The organism is Rhodopirellula europaea 6C, assembly GCF_000338295.1.
Taxonomy (GTDB): Bacteria; Planctomycetota; Planctomycetia; order Pirellulales; family Pirellulaceae; genus Rhodopirellula; species Rhodopirellula europaea.
Window position 1 is genome coordinate 41,173 of the sequence record NZ_ANMO01000030.1, and the last position, 15,124, is coordinate 56,296.

The window sequence follows — 15,124 nt, forward strand, 5'->3', positions numbered from 1 at the left end:
TTGCATGCCGCGCCATCAAAGGCTTACCTTTGGCCCTCCGTTCAACACAGCCATGTTTCTCGACAGACGCTTCCACCATGCCTTGCAATCAATTGAATCACCAATCCAGATTCTTCGCCAGCTTGCTCGTTCTGTCGAGCCTCATCCTTGCGAGCTCACTGGTCGCACAAGACGCGGATTCCTCAGGCAACCAATCCGCTTTCACTGCGGAACCATTTCAAGTGACATGCGAAGGAACCTACCCTCACCATCTGCAAGGCGTTTGCAGCGACGAAGCGTCGATCTACTGGTCGTTCACAACCACGCTGGTCAAAACGGACCTCGACGGAAAAGTACTCAAGAAGATCCCCGTCGCGAACCATCACGGCGATCTGTGCTTCCGCGACGGCAAGATCTATGTCGCAGTCAATCTCGGTAAATTCAACGATCCCGCAGGCAACGCAGACTCATGGGTCTATGTCTACGATGCAGAATCACTCAAAGAGATTGCTCGGCACGAAACGCAAGAAGTCTTTCACGGGGCAGGGGGCATCGGACACCGAGACGGCCACTTCTACGTCGTCGGTGGATTGCCCGATTCAGTCGAGGAAAACTATGTGTACGAATACGATAACGAGTTCCAATTCGTAAAAAAGCACGTCGTGGCGAGCGGACACACTCACCTGGGAATCCAATCCGCAACCTTTGCCCACAATCGCTGGTGGTTTGGATGCTATGGATCGCCGGCCGTCACTCTTGTGACCGACGCCGACTTTCAGATGAAAGGACGACACGAGCTCAACTGTTCGCTCGGCATTGAGGGACTCGCGGACGGACGATTGCTCGTCGCCAGCGGCCGCTGCGACAAAGAAAACGGTTGCAGCGGCAAGATCCTTTCGGCACAACCGAGTGCAACAGAAGGCTTTCAGGTCCAAGAGTGACCCAAGAAAAGGATTCTTCAAAAGCGGGTTCAATCAGCGGAGCACTTGCCCCTTGCCATTGCTCGCTGCATTAGGATCGTTGCTTTCCGCTCGTCACTCACTGAATGCCCAGGTGAACGATGTCCAACAAGCAACTTCCGAATCGACGTGACATTTTGGTAGGCGGCACCGCGTTGGCTGCGGCCGGCCTCGGCAACGTATCACCTGCTCAAGGTCCGGCCCGATCTTCCGCCAACGATCGCCTGAAGATCGCCGCCATCGGCGTTGGCGGACGAGGCGGTGCCAACCTGCGAACGATGGAGCAAACGGGATTGGTCGATGTTGTTGCCGTCTGCGACGTTGACACGCGATTCACCGATCAAGCCATCCTGCGACATCCGAAGGCCAGGGCTTTTCGAGATTTCCGCAAATTATACGACGTTGTAGGCAATGACATTGACGGTGTCGTTGTCAGCACCACCGAACACACGCACGCGTTTGCGACGATGCCAGCGTTGCAACTTGGCAAGCACGTCTACTGCGAAAAGCCTTTGGCGTACAACATCGACGAAACGCGAAAGATTGCCGAAGCGGCGGAGCGAGCCGGCGTCGTCACCCAAATGGGAACTCAGATACACGCTGGCAACAATTACCATCGCGTCGTGGAATTGATCCAAAGCGGCGCGATCGGCGAAGTCAGCGAAGCTCACGTGTGGGTGAACCGAGCCTGGGGCTTGCAGTCCGAAGCCGCCGCCAAGAAACAACGCGATCTCCTTCACGTGGATTCGCGTCCAACTGACGCCATGACACCACCAGATCATGTCGACTGGGATTTGTGGTTAGGGCCCGCCCCGGTCCGTCCTTACCATTCTGTCTACTTCCCCGGACCACGCTGGTATCGCTGGTGGGATTTCGCAGGCGGAACAATGTCGGATCTCGGCAGCCACTGGAACGACCTTCCGTTCTGGGCGCTGGAACTCGACGCACCGACCACGGTGGAGGCGTTCGGCCTTCCGGTTCACCCCGAGATCGCACCGGCATCCATGTCGGCAAAGTACGAGTACCCTCAACGCGGAGATCGCGGTCCGGTGACGGTCTCCTGGTACCAAGGAACGCACAAACCTGAAATCTGGCAGCGTGGTGAGATTCCACGCTGGGACAGCGGCGTCTTGTTCATTGGCAACAAAGGTATGTTGCTATCCGACTATGGAAAACACGTGCTTCTGCCCGAGGATTCCTTTGTCGACTTTGAACCACCGGCCCCCTTCGTGCCCGAATCACCCGGACACCACGAACAATGGGTTCGAGCGTGTTTGGGCGAAGCAGAAACAGCCAGCCCGTTCAGCTATGCCGGACCGTCGACCGAAGCCAACCATCTCGGCAATGTTGCCTACCGAGTCGGCAAGAAGATCACCTGGGATCGGGACAAGATGGAATGCGTGGGATGCCCCGAAGCAGCCCCCTTCATCGCTCGGGAACCACGCGAAGGCTGGTCGCTAAGCTAAAACAGAAAGTGTGGCATAGGCTTCCAGCCTGTGATTGCGCGGAACACAGGCTGGAAGCCTATACCATTAATCGTGAGCCTATTCACGCGGGTCGTTCAAAACCCCAGGACTCAGCCAGAGCATCCGCGGCTTGTTCAATATCAGTGATTTCGCCCCAGCCGCCATTTCGCAGAAACGCATGGGCAAACTCGTGAGCGATCACGTAGTGCGCGAACGCTTCGCTCGCGTCAGCCAATTTGCTCCGCAGAATCACACAGCGACTGCCGTTTCCATCGATTCCGGGGGCGGGCATCAAAAACGACCAGCCCACACCGGGAACGTAATTGTCAATTTCAACTCGAAAACGTTCATCGCTCAAAAAGTCCGCCTGCACGTCCTCCGGCAACTGCTTCAAGACAGTCAACACCCTTTGCTGCAAGACAGGGAACTCCGCAAACGGTGCGGTGTATTCGGTGAACGACATGGCGAACGATTGGATGATAAACGGGGATGACGCGAAGGGGCGGAAGATGTTCCGGTGACGACCAGTCCACTCTTCGGCTCCTCATCGAGAGTCAAAATCAGCGTGGTTCGAGTTTAAAGCACGCGAATCAATGACGCCTCCCCGATTCGACCGTGCACCGCGAATCTTGCAGCCTTGCTCCGGTTTCGCCCGAAAGCGTATTTGTCAACAAAGGTCTCTCTCATTCCGCCGAAGCAAGGACGCTCGCGATGACTGAATTCTATCGACGATTGCTGCTGTGTCTGTGCGTCGCCTCTTTCGCTGGAATCCTACCGCCCGAAGCAAATGCGGCACCAACCGAGCAGAACCTATCCGCGACACAACAACTTGTTCCCGCGTCAAATGTCCCCAACTTGCGAGACGTCGGGCAACCCGAAGCGGTCTTTTCGCCAAATGCAGCTTCGCGTCCTGATGCATCAAATCCCGTCGCTCTCGTCTCCACAGAAGACGATTTGGCCGCCGAAACGTCTTCTGCGGTGCTTGAGAACAAACAAGAAGAAGTTGCCGCCGAGCTTCGCGTCGCGATGCTGCAAGAGAAGCAAGAGGCGGAGTCGGCTGGAAACGACAACGACCAACCCAGCGCTGATTCCAGTCGGGTCGACCTACTCAAGCAGATCGATGTCGTCATCGCACAACAACAGTCGGCAACCTCGTCGAACGAAGATCACGATGCACAAGTCGCCTCGCTCAAGCAACTTCTGACTCGGCTCGCAGACGGAAAAATCGAGGACAAGACACCGCCGTACTCGATCGTGTTCCAAGACGGACTCAAAGAATCCGTCCGCAATGCGAACAACGGTCGAGAAGAACGAATTGCCCTGGACAAACACGGTCAACTCGATCGCCCCCACTACTGACATCAGGATACCGAGCGTCCCAGCGTTCTGTCGCTGACGAGCACCGTTCCAATGCCGCACAAAGCCAACATACCTTCCAAAACCAACTGTGCGACCGGCCCACGATTCCTGAGAACCTCGATTGCGGGATACCATTACGGCGGAGAAATCATCTCATCGTTGGTTCAATCCGGTGACTGCACCGGGGACAGATTCGAGTTGTGGGCCCCAACTCACGCTCACAAGCGGGGCAGCGTATCGCGGCAGTCCTCGCCCCAAAGCTTTCCCACGTCTCCTTTGTCCTCCTAGTCCGACATCATGGCTTTTCTTTCCGAACCAGCATCCCCATGAACTTTTCGAACCGCCTTTGCCTGGTTTCGGCTTTCTTTGCACTCATCAATCCATGTGCGATGACATAGCGACTGGATTGATTGAGCGTCTCGAAGAACCGCTTCGCTTCCGAGTTGCTTTCTAACGCATCGAGGAAGTCCACTGGCACTTTCATCTCACTCGCTTTGTAAGCGTTCTCCCATCGACCGTCCTCTTTGGCGGAGTGCACATGCTTAAGCCCTGATTCCTGCATCCGGCCATCAAGAATCAACCGCTCAGCGTGCTCTCTGTTTCTCTTTGACCAGCTGCTTCGCGGCTTTCTCGGCGTCACTCGCTGGAGATACGCCTGGTCATCGATCGACTTTTTGATCCCGTCGATCCAGCCCCAGCACAGTACTTCCACGACGATCTCGTCCCATGTCACACTGGGGACCCCTGTCTGCTTCTTAAACACCTTCACCCACACTTCGCTTTCGCAGGCATGATTGACTGCGAGCCATTCTCCGAGTTCGGTCGGCGTCGAGAACGACATGATTCGTGCGGGATCTGGCTCAGGCATGAAACAAGTTTCGCTGCAACACAACAGCTATCAATGGGTTACCGGCACTTAAAAAAACAACCTGGCAATGGCATCCGATAAAGCCGTTATCGTCACCCAGTCGGCGGAGCAGTCAAACTTACAGAAACTTCGAAGTCTGATGGCTCATCGGATCGAATGGAATCTCGATCCGCAGAATACAATGGTTCATCAACCGCCACTCTTGGCTGCGGAAGATGATTCGGCCGCAGAAACGTCGGCGGAAGCGCTCGAGCACAAGCGGGAGAAGTCGGGTATTACTACGAGAAAAACAGAAGGCGGCGTCAGCGTTAGACCGCACCGCCCTCCCTGCATGAACTCTATGGCGGGTTGTCAGTTTGATGTTGTCATCGCTCAGCAACACCCAGCCATCTCATCGACTGACGATTACGACAAGCAGGCCCCCATTGACTCTGCCTACTCGGGGCTAACCGACCGAACAGCAGGGCCTTCGACTTCATTGTCGTTGCTGCTCGAACGAGTCTTCTATCATGGGTTGTCCGCGGCCGGAGCGGCGTTGTTGCTATGAAACAATCGCCTCGTCGATTCAAAAGCACACCCATGTGGCTTCAGTCGCCCCCAGGGCCGACCCGACCAAACTGATTGGGGAACTGCGTTGCACAACCGGTGGTCAAACAATTGCACTGGACTCCCTCGCGCCAACGACGAGTCTAGATTCATCCCACTATCACACCAACGTCAGCTTCCAAAGGTCATCCGATTCGACCGTTCCTGGATCCCAATCCACCAATTGATTTCGCCCGTTTGCATCGAGGTAATCACGGTAGGCAACATTGTAGAGATAGAACTCTCCATTTCCACTCTCGATAAATTGCCAATCAGTTCCGTAGGAAGATCCAAAATAGGATGTGTCGATGTCGTTGAAATCACCATCCAAATAACGGCTTGTCGCAATATTCCGAAGCTTGAACGTCCCGCTACCCGAATCAATCAACCGCCATTGGGCTGCTGTATTGTTGGATGTTGATGTCAATGCGTTGCTGCCAGAGGACGCCAAGTATGCATCAAACTCAACATTGCGCAGTTGAACGACGTTCCCGCCAACGAGAAGATCAACAGGCTCCACCGTGATACTGACAGTCGCCGATGCCAAGCCCCCGTTTCCATCTGAAACCGTATACTCGAACGAATCAAGACCACTAAAGTCGTTCAACGGGGTGTAGGCAAAACTGCCATTGGTCTGGACGACAACGCTGCCTCCAACGGGGTCGGTATTAGAAACCACAGTCAGCGCATCGAGATCTTCATCCGTATCGTTCAACAACACATTGCCGGTAATCGTTGTTCCAGAAGTCGTTGCGAAACTGTCGTCTCCGGCGATTGGTGCCGTGTTGATTGGTGGCGAGGCATACTGGAAGTAACCGTTGATGTGAAGAACCTCTCCTTGTCGATAGCCCGGCACGATCCCATCTTCTTCGAGCCATGTCCCCGTTGAATAGACATCGGGTCCCTCGGTTTCATAGGCGACTCCATCGATCTCAATTCGGTCAATTAAAAGGTTGGCATCGATCCCATTGTCCGGATCATACACATCATTGATGAAGTTGATTCGAACGTCGCTCGGGTCAATCGCCTCATCGGACACATAAGTCAAAGCCTTCAGATTCCGAGCGGAAAGATCACCGGACTCGGCTCCGTAGGCCGCCAAACTAAAAATGGCAACTTGCTCGCCGGCGATTTCGAGCGTCAGCGATTCAGCCCCCGTGGATCCAGCAGCAAAAATCTGAAGAGTTGAAAGTGTTGTCACCGCATCGTTGGCAAGTCCAGGGGTCCCATTGATTTGGTTGCTGGCAACCCAACTAGACGCCAAACCATTGTCCAGATTTGGATCAATCAGAGACAGCGTCAAACCCGAACCATCCGGTTCACTAGGCCACGGGTCGGAATCCAAGTAGTCCACTTGATCCATCACATTTCCGTCCGCGTCGGCCAAAGTGATCAGCTCCCCGCTTCCTTTCAAACCACCTGAATACTGACCACCAATCAAAATGTCGCCAGGTGCCTGTTGCCGGAACTGAGTGAGATCATCGGTGAAGACAATTCGTTCACCAGGCAAAAGAACGGTACCAAAACCGATTGTCAGATCGATCCCATCAATCGTCCAACCGGAAAGATCGACAGACTCAGTACCCGAATTGTTAAGCAGTTCGATGAACTCCGCATCGCCATCCTGTGGATTGTAATGCAGTTCATTGATCACAATGTCATACTCACCGCTCGCTGAACCGGGCATGCGTCCCTCTCCTTCGAATGCAGCGGCACGTTGATCCAAGGCAACCACAAATTCGTTCCGCCAATAAGAATTCGAGTAAATGTCGTTGCGATTCCACTTTTCGAATTCGAGCGAAGAGTTGGTCTCCCCGATTTCTTGAATCAATTCATCAAACCTCGCAACCATCGCCACACGATTTTCTTCATTCAGATATCGGTCAGCGAGCGTTTGCACTCGTCTCCAATACATGTCTTGGAACTCGGGAACTTCCCAAATCGAATTCATCAATTCCTGATCAACCGGTTCTGGAGTCGTAAAGGCCCCTTCGGTTTCATCCCCGGACTCGACCCACAACCGATCCAAATCCCATTCGACGATTGACCAGAGCCCCGTCTCCGAATCGCGGAGCATGTAAAAGTTTTGCACCTCTTGGTCGTCGTGGCGAGTCAAGACTGACAACGCCATGTGGTTGATAACATTCGGGATGTCAACGTTTTTATACAAGTAAGATGTCTTGGCAGCAGAAGACGGGGAGATCAAGACCGAATTCAGATCTGTGAGAGATTGGTAATCGCCGTCATCAGGTGACTTCTTGTCAAAACTCGGAAAGTCTCCAAACCCACCGCCACCGGCTTTGTAGAATTCATCGTCATCGCCGATTCCGTTCGCGTCACGCCAAGCCCCATCATACAGTTCCTGGAATCGAAACACGCCGTGGAAATCGCCGTTCATCTCGGCTCTCACGAAGAACGAGCTGGCGAAGGAGTCTGTTTCCGCGTTGAAAACATCCCAAGTGATATCGGGAGTCACTACCGACCAATCACCGAAATCTGCGTTGATACCGAATTCGTCGATTGGGTAGGAACCCTCGCTACCAACGTCGATCGCGTATCCCTTGGGTAACTCAAACTTGAGACTCTTCTTTGAAAAGAACTCACGCGAGTAGTCTCCACCCCGAACACGCACAGTTGCGTTATCGATGACTTGGCCATCGTAGTAAACGACCGCCTCAATCTTCGTATTGGTTAGTGCCAATTCGGTTGTCGTCAATTCATTGAATTCAGTATCGTCGACAAAGAACTGGAACAGTGGCAGATCGTTACCGGAGATGTCCGTCGGGGAGACGACCAGTCCGAAATAGTTGATGGTGTCTTCAAATGGGGCGACCGCGACATCGGATTCGATTCGGTATCGAATCAGCGTTCCGGCTTCTGCGCCGGGGAGCGTTGCCTCCCAGTTGCTACCCTGCGTGTTGGCCATTTCGACCGATTGTTCTTCGCCAAACATCACCTTGTATACCAACGTCGCGGATGTCGCGTTTTCAATGTTGGCAGCGATGGAGAAAGCTTGGTTCGGCAAAACTTCGCCTGGAGTCACAACAATGTTTGTCACAGGATCAGGAGCATCTTCGCCGAAAACCGAATTTTCCGCCGCTGGAGTTGGATCACCTTGAGATGCCCCCCAGTTCTCAGCAACCGAGTTGTCGAGCGCCCAGTCGCGTAGCTCAAGCGAAGGACCGTTCCCATCGGGCAATGGCGTCCAAGGCGATTCGTCTAAGTAATCGACTTCGTCGAGGACAGTCACACCATCGGCAGCAATCAGCTGAATCAGCTCGCCACTGCCCGAGATCCCTCCACCGGCAAATTCAGCGATCGGAGTCACACCCCACGTCGATTCCGCGAGCGCGATCGAAGGTGCCACGATCGCGTACTCTCCAGCACCGATGACGGTGCCACTGGAGAAAGTCAAATCAAATCCCTGAAAAGAGATCCCGCCTAAATCGACCGCTTCGTCACCGGAGTTATAGAGTTCAATGAATTCAGCGTCACCATCGACAACGCCATCAGGACCGGGGTTGTAATGAATCTCATTGATCACCAATCCACTTGGATCACCCGGATCGACCGTGGTTCCGGCAAACTGGAAGTAGCCATTGGTATGCAAGAACTCTGATTCTCGAAAACCGGGAACGATTCCATCCTCTTCCTTCCACGTCCCGGTCGAATACACCTCAGGTGCTTCAGCTTCATAGATAACGCCATCAACCGTGATGTTGTCCACGATCAAGTTCCTGTCGATCCCATTGGTCTCGTCATAGAGATCGTTCGTGAATGCAACTCGAATCTGACTCGCGTTCACTCCATCCAATTCGATTGTGTAGTCCTGCGAAGTGGTGGCAACGTTCTCAAATGTCGCGACGGTCGCACCATCTACTTGAACCATCATTTGCTCTTCACCTCGAGCACCAGATGCTCGGACCGTGATCGGCATGACGGACGCATAGTGTTGCCTCGTCATTTCATTGAAGACAACACTCGTCTCAATACTACCGACATTCCTTTCCAGATCCCAATCCGAGTTCAATGAATCCGCACCCGTCAAATCCGTCGACGCGGCAACGTCCGCCCCAGTAAGTTCGGCGACCCTTCGAACGAATTGTTCACCAAGTTCTCCAGCACCCGTCTTGCAACCATAGATCAGAATGTCCGCGTCGGTCGTCAAGGCATTCGCCCACCCCTGAATCATCGATTGCGAACGATTGATCGTTTCCAAATCAATTATCTGATTTCCCAGCTTGATTTTTCCAGCCTCTCCATGCGCCACGATATGGACGCTGGAAACGTTCGAACGTGTTTGCAACACCGCATCCATTTGGCTCAAGCCAGATTGGTCTGACGCGATCAAGAAGAACTCACTGCCTTGAGCAAGCCCTTTCACCAGTTGTTCAACGTCTTCTAAGCTTTCATCAATGAAAACAACCTGGCCAGAATTGACTTCCGTGCAAGACACGTCGGTCGCGACTGTTGACGAGGACGGTGCCTGAGAAGACGCGTTACTCGCCGCTGCAACTTCGGCGATCGCTTCACCGCAATCACCAGCCAACAACAATCTTTTCTCCAGAGTCGAAAGACTCCAAGATTCGACTTGGGCGGACCGACGTGCACTGTCTTTTCGCCGAGAAGATCGGAACGAACCGCGAACAAGCTGTTTGAAACGAAACATCGTTGATCTCATCTCTCGAATGTATGATTTGTGCAAATAACCGGTACGCGCACTGATTCATCAGACCACCTGTCCAAGCAGGGATTCGCGACGGTGTCTTACCCTTGACCAAACCCAGCAGTGAACACCACGCCGGCATCCTCAAACTGGGGGTCTGGTATTTCCGACAATCCTAGTCACAACGACCGTTACGAAAAAGGCGACAAATGCGCTGACAGGGAGTTTTAGGGAAGGCGAATTCCAATTGCCTTGCGAGACTGGGATGCAGCGCATTTTCGAAGCTTTCTTTCTCGATTACACGTTGCTTTTGCGGCATGAGTGCAGCTCACCTCCATCGCAAATCGCCGATGGTAATACTTGCCCTGAACTCTCGAATCGAACTTCTCGCGAGATAGGCAATCGGCAGGCAACTGGTTTCCGTCAAACAAGCCTCTCCCAGACGAAGATAGACACGCAGCGCTCGAACTTGACAACGCATCAACCGTTCTCTTCAAGCAGAAAACCGATGCAACTCAATGACAAGATGAACGCGCCAGCGAGTTCGATGGAGTTCACCGAGCGGTCATACGCTTGAATTCGCGGCACAGAGTTTGCGTCCACAATTTGGCGATGGCAGTCGCGATGATGCACCTGACGTTATCCGGCACCTCAACAATTCACAGCGTCTAAGAACTCGGTGGGGTTCAATTTCCATCGGGATCAACCATCAATTCTCTGTCGCTGCATTCAATCACCCTGAGAGTTTAAAACATGAAAAACTGCCTTCTTCTTTCTTTGTTCGCATGCATCACAACCATCGGCTGCCAAAGCGAACCGACCACGATGCGAGAGCAGGCCGAGCAAGCCCAAGAGAACCTGGAGGCAGCACGAGACAAAGCAGCAGAAATTGTTGCTGAGTCCGAAGAGGAGGCTGTGGAGCGAGTTGCCGAAGCGAGGGATGAAGCTCGTGACGACATCATAGAAGCCAAGCGTGAAGCAAGCGAACTCATCGAGGATGCGAAACAGAATCTCGAATACCGTTTGGATGAACTGGCCGACGAAAAAGAAATTCTTGTTTCGCCTGATACCACCGAGCCTGCAACTAATCGGCCAGAATAAGCTGGATCACTGATTCTAAATGGAGCAGCCCTTCCAACCCGGCAAGGGACGAAGCAGCGTCGCAGCGATTAATAGCTTCCGCATGCTGAATTGCATCTTCCGTCGCGTTCCATCAGAGTCACACTTGCGATAGAAGAGAAAGCAAAGTCTGGTTGCAGTTCAGATGGCAAAGACCCAGCGGCCATCAACTCAACACGGCCAAGCATCGTGGTTGACTTCGCAACGGGCGGCGAGCAATCCGATTGAAAAGCAAGCGAGGCTTTAGCTACGAACCGTCTTCTTCGTGTCTCGCAGTTTGGCCAAAATGCCGAATCCGCGCCAACCAAGCAGGGCAAACAAGAACACGTTCTCAAGCAAGTTTCCGGGATCAATCGCGGCAAGCATTGCCCCAGCAACCGCAGAGAAGGCGGAACCCGAGACGCGACGCCAGTTTCCTTGATGCGTCAGTCTCGCGACCAGCAACACCCTGCCTCTCAATAACTGAAGAAACGACCGGAACTCTTATCACCGAGCGTTTGTCCACGGACTAGTTGTGTCTGCGAAACTGCAGTGCTATGACACAGTTTCAAGCGGTTCGGTCGTCCGAATCCAATCGCGGTTTCTTCACAATTCAGGTGGATTGATCTCATGATGATCAAACGTGGAAAGTCACTCGCCATCAAGAACATGCTGCACGGCATCTTCCTGGTTGCCCTCGTAGTCCAAGCAAATGTGATCGCTGCGCAAGAGACAGACCGAGAAGTGCCGGTCAACCGGCGAGTACTGCCCATCGCGGCTCCTTGGCAACCGCCGATCAAGACGTTGGACGCCCGCGATGCCAAAGCTCCACCGGTGTTCAAAGTCGAAGCGCCCAAGGAAGCACCCAACGTGGTGATCATCATGATCGATGACCTCGGCTTTGGTGGCACCAGTGCTTTCGGAGGCGTCACTCCCACGCCCACCTTCGATCGACTCGCAAAAAATGGTTTGCGGTACAACCAATTTCATTCCACGGCATTGTGTTCCCCTACGCGTCAAGCGTTACTGACCGGCCGGAATCACCATAGCGTGAACATGGGTTCGATCACCGAAATCGCGACTTCGTTCCCGGGCCAAACGGGCAAGCTGCCCGCAAGCTGTGCCAAACTGCCTGAAATCCTACGGCTCAATGGCTACAGCACAGCCCACTTCGGAAAGTGCCACGAGGTCGCCGTTTGGGAAATCAGCCCAAGCGGACCACTGACGCGTTGGCCGACGCTTTCGGGATTCGACAAATTCTACGGCTTCTTGGGTGGAGAGACCAACCAGTGGGCACCGGCGATCTACGATGGCATCACCCCGGTCGACAATCCGGCGAAGGGAGATCCCGATTACCACTTCATGAACGACATGACGACGCAGGCGATCAACTGGATTCGAACTCAGCAGTCCCTGACGCCGGACAAACCATTCTTCACCTACTTTGTGCCAGGGGCCACGCACGCGCCACACCATGTGCCGAAGTCGTTCATCAAAAAACATGAAGGCAAGTTCGACGCTGGCTGGGATGTCATTCGAAAACAGATTTTCGACAACCAAAAACGCCTCGGAGTGATCCCAGAGAATGCGGTCTTGGCGGACAAGCCTGACGACATCAAAGACTGGGACGATCTCTCCCCGAAGGAGCAAAAGCTGTTCTCGCGTCAAGCAGAGGTCTTTGCGGGCTTTTTGGACATGACGGATACGGAGATCGGTAGGCTCGTCGATGCGATCGAGGACCTGGGTGAACTCGACAACACCATGATTTTCTTTATTGCCGGAGACAACGGAACCAGTGCCGAAGGCGGCATGAGCGGCATGTACAACGAAATGACCTATTTCAACGGAGTGGAAGAAACGGTCGATGACATGCTCAAGCACTATGACGACTGGGGCAGCGCCAGCACGTACCCGCACATGGCAGCCGGCTGGGCCGTTTGTTTTGATTCACCTTTCTCCTGGACCAAACAAGTCGCTTCCAACTACGGCGGAACACGGCAAGGGACGGTCGTTCACTGGCCAGCGGGAATCAAAGCAAAGAACGGTTTGCGTCAGCAGTGGCACCACGTGATCGATATCGCACCGACGGTTTTGGAAGCAGCCGGTCTGCCGCAACCCCGGATCGTCAATGGCGTTGGGCAGCGTCCGATGGAAGGCGTCAGCATGCTGTATTCATTCGATGATGCCAAAGCGGCTGACCGGCATTTGGTGCAGTACTTCGAAATCATGGGCAATCGTGGCGTGTATTGCGACGGCTGGTTCGCCGGCACCGTTCACATGTACCCATGGGCTCCACCACGGAACACGCTGCAGGACGATGAATGGGAGCTGTATCACGTGGCGAAAGACTTCAGCATGTCGAACAACTTGGCTGCGAAGCATCCTGACAAACTCAAAGAACTGCAAGAAGTGTTCTTGTCCGAAGCGGTCAAGTACAAGGTGCTGCCAATCGACGATCGGCGACAACTGCGGATCAACGCCAAGCTGGCAGGGCGACCGACATTGATGGGGGACCGCACCTCGTTGACCGTCTATGAAGGCCTGGGTTTCTTGCCCGAAAACGATTTCATTGACACCAAGAACCGTTCCTTCGAGATCGTTGCGGAGATCGAATCACAAGGAAAGGAAACGAGTGGTGTGATCGTCAGCCAAGGCGGTCGTTTTGGTGGATGGAGTTTGTACCTCAAAGAAGGCAAGCCCATTTACACTTACAACTACCTTGGTTTGGAAAGCTATTCAGTGACATCGGATGATGTTTTGCCAGCCGGTAAATCGACAATCAAACTCGACTTCGCCTATGACGGCAAATCAACCGACGGCAAACCCGAACTTGGGGCAGGCGGCACGGCCACGCTGACGGTCAATGGCCAACCCGCCGGTTCGGCAAAAATCGACAAGACGCAATTCGCGATCTGGTCGGCGGATGAAACCGCCAACGTCGGCCTCGATCGCGAAACCTCCGTCTCCCCCGACTACACCGAGGAGTCAAGCAAGTTCACGGGGAAGATCGACAAGATCACCTTGACCGTGAAATAGCTCACTGCGAACAACACTCATTCGCTGGCCAACACGGCCAGCGATTGCTAAGCAAGAATTAGCTGCCTTCACGAATAAACCGATCGACCGAGGCCCTGCTCATCGTCTCGATTCAGCACTGACTCGATTTGGCACTGATATTGTGAGTGAATCTCATCAGGCGTGGGGAGCCTCGTCCCCCAAAGTGCAAACCCGGTCCCGAATCCGGTCCATTCAAGAAGGTTCCGAAAGGGTCACAGCGGGTCCGCCGCGTCAGAAAACCCCATAAAACACGTGGTTCGCCGTGTTTCATGGGGTATGCCATGCCCCCGCTAGGGCTCGAACCTAGGACCCACGGATTAAGAGTCCGTTGCTCTACCAACTGAGCTACAAGGGCGATGGTGAGATGGCCTATCGCCTGATCTCACTCATTTGGTTGATGATCCTAGCTCTGTTTCGGCCCATTGAAAATGGGTCGCGTCCCAAAAGCATCTGGCATTCATCAGAGGCGACGGTGGGATTCGAACCCACGAATAAAGGATTTGCAATCCTTCGCCTTAGCCACTTGGCCACGTCGCCTTCACGTGCCTCGAGCCGGTCAAAGACTGACTGTTGCACAAGCTGAGCAAGTTAGGAAACCCGTGCTTTTTCGTCAAGCCCGACCATCCTCGAAGACTCTTCGTTGCTCAAAGCGAATTCAATCGCTGATACCGTTCTATTCGGCTGAGTCGCGGCCGAGCTTGAGTGCCAAAACAAAAAACGCCCGACAGCTTGTGGGCTGCCGGGCGTTTCATGTTTTCAGGCGAGAATCCTCATGCTCGAGCACGCTCGAACAGAAAGTTTTTCAACTCAGTCGACCGAGGCCATTGCGAACAAAAGCTCGCTGACCTGGGCACGAATCGAATCGACGTAGGCACGGTCCGCTTCGCTCAGTCGTTCCATCGGAACGGTGCAGGTGCGGCCATTCGTTTTCAGGATCTGAATCTCGTTTTCGCGGACCTCGACCAAACGGCCGTCGGTGCCCCAGTTGCCGGTGTTGTCGATCCAAGTGCGAGTCTTGGTGCTGTCCAAGACATCAACCGACTTGGCAACTTTCTTTTCGGTCACAACTTGAGTGACTTCCGAATCA

Annotated in this window: 11 protein-coding genes and 2 tRNA genes; 6 read left to right on the forward strand and 7 right to left on the reverse strand. The window is 53.8% G+C overall.

What is annotated here, in order from left to right; all coding sequences use genetic code 11:
* The first annotated feature begins 77 nt into the window (after positions 1-77).
* Both RE6C_RS03120 and RE6C_RS03125 read left to right on the forward strand, forming a co-directional pair.
* A complete protein-coding gene (locus RE6C_RS03120; protein WP_008653771.1) occupies positions 78-920 on the forward strand; it encodes a Kelch repeat-containing protein in 843 nt (280 codons plus the stop codon).
* A gap of 119 nt (positions 921-1,039) precedes the next feature.
* On the forward strand, positions 1,040-2,404 hold the full coding sequence (locus RE6C_RS03125; protein ID WP_008653772.1) for a Gfo/Idh/MocA family protein: 1,365 nt from the start codon (positions 1,040-1,042) through the stop codon (positions 2,402-2,404).
* Positions 2,405-2,486: 82 nt separating this feature from the next.
* Here the strand turns inward: RE6C_RS03125 and RE6C_RS03130 are convergent, their stop codons facing one another.
* Positions 2,487-2,867 (reverse strand): hypothetical protein, encoded by a 381-nt coding sequence (locus RE6C_RS03130; protein WP_008653773.1) that lies wholly within the window; start codon positions 2,865-2,867, stop codon positions 2,487-2,489.
* A gap of 248 nt (positions 2,868-3,115) precedes the next feature.
* Here RE6C_RS03130 and RE6C_RS03135 point away from each other — a divergent pair, with 248 nt between their 5' ends.
* A complete protein-coding gene (locus RE6C_RS03135; RefSeq protein ID WP_236617909.1) occupies positions 3,116-3,763 on the forward strand; it encodes a hypothetical protein in 648 nt (215 codons plus the stop codon).
* Positions 3,764-4,058: 295 nt separating this feature from the next.
* Here the strand turns inward: RE6C_RS03135 and RE6C_RS03140 are convergent, their stop codons facing one another.
* Entirely contained in the window at positions 4,059-4,631 is a 573-nt protein-coding gene (locus RE6C_RS03140) for a YdeI/OmpD-associated family protein (RefSeq protein WP_039961049.1), read from the reverse strand.
* 67 nt (positions 4,632-4,698) lie between these two features.
* On the opposite strand from RE6C_RS03140, the gene RE6C_RS03145 reads away from it, so the two are divergent.
* Positions 4,699-5,178: a hypothetical protein gene (locus RE6C_RS03145; RefSeq protein WP_039961050.1), complete on the forward strand. Its 480-nt coding sequence runs from the start codon at positions 4,699-4,701 to the stop codon at positions 5,176-5,178.
* A gap of 159 nt (positions 5,179-5,337) precedes the next feature.
* Here the strand turns inward: RE6C_RS03145 and RE6C_RS03150 are convergent, their stop codons facing one another.
* On the reverse strand, positions 5,338-9,885 hold the full coding sequence (locus tag RE6C_RS03150; protein WP_008653781.1) for a DUF4347 domain-containing protein: 4,548 nt from the start codon (positions 9,883-9,885) through the stop codon (positions 5,338-5,340).
* Between the two features lie 750 nt (positions 9,886-10,635).
* On the opposite strand from RE6C_RS03150, the gene RE6C_RS03155 reads away from it, so the two are divergent.
* Positions 10,636-10,983: a hypothetical protein gene (locus RE6C_RS03155; protein WP_008653782.1), complete on the forward strand. Its 348-nt coding sequence runs from the start codon at positions 10,636-10,638 to the stop codon at positions 10,981-10,983.
* A 261-nt stretch (positions 10,984-11,244) separates the two neighbouring features.
* Here RE6C_RS03155 and RE6C_RS03160 read toward each other — a convergent pair whose 3' ends face one another.
* Positions 11,245-11,448 (reverse strand): hypothetical protein, encoded by a 204-nt coding sequence (locus RE6C_RS03160; protein ID WP_008653784.1) that lies wholly within the window; start codon positions 11,446-11,448, stop codon positions 11,245-11,247.
* Between the two features lie 162 nt (positions 11,449-11,610).
* Between RE6C_RS03160 and RE6C_RS03165 the strand changes: the two genes are divergently transcribed.
* A complete protein-coding gene (locus RE6C_RS03165) occupies positions 11,611-14,016 on the forward strand; it encodes an arylsulfatase (RefSeq protein ID WP_008653785.1) in 2,406 nt (801 codons plus the stop codon).
* Between the two features lie 303 nt (positions 14,017-14,319).
* Here the strand turns inward: RE6C_RS03165 and RE6C_RS03170 are convergent.
* The 3 genes from RE6C_RS03170 to RE6C_RS03180 all read right to left on the reverse strand — a co-directional run.
* Positions 14,320-14,392: transfer RNA gene (locus RE6C_RS03170), tRNA-Lys, on the reverse strand.
* 109 nt (positions 14,393-14,501) lie between these two features.
* Positions 14,502-14,574 (reverse strand) — tRNA-Cys (locus RE6C_RS03175).
* A gap of 270 nt (positions 14,575-14,844) precedes the next feature.
* A partial coding sequence (locus RE6C_RS03180) for an SHD1 domain-containing protein (RefSeq protein WP_039961051.1) occupies positions 14,845-15,124 on the reverse strand: 280 nt, incomplete at its 5' end.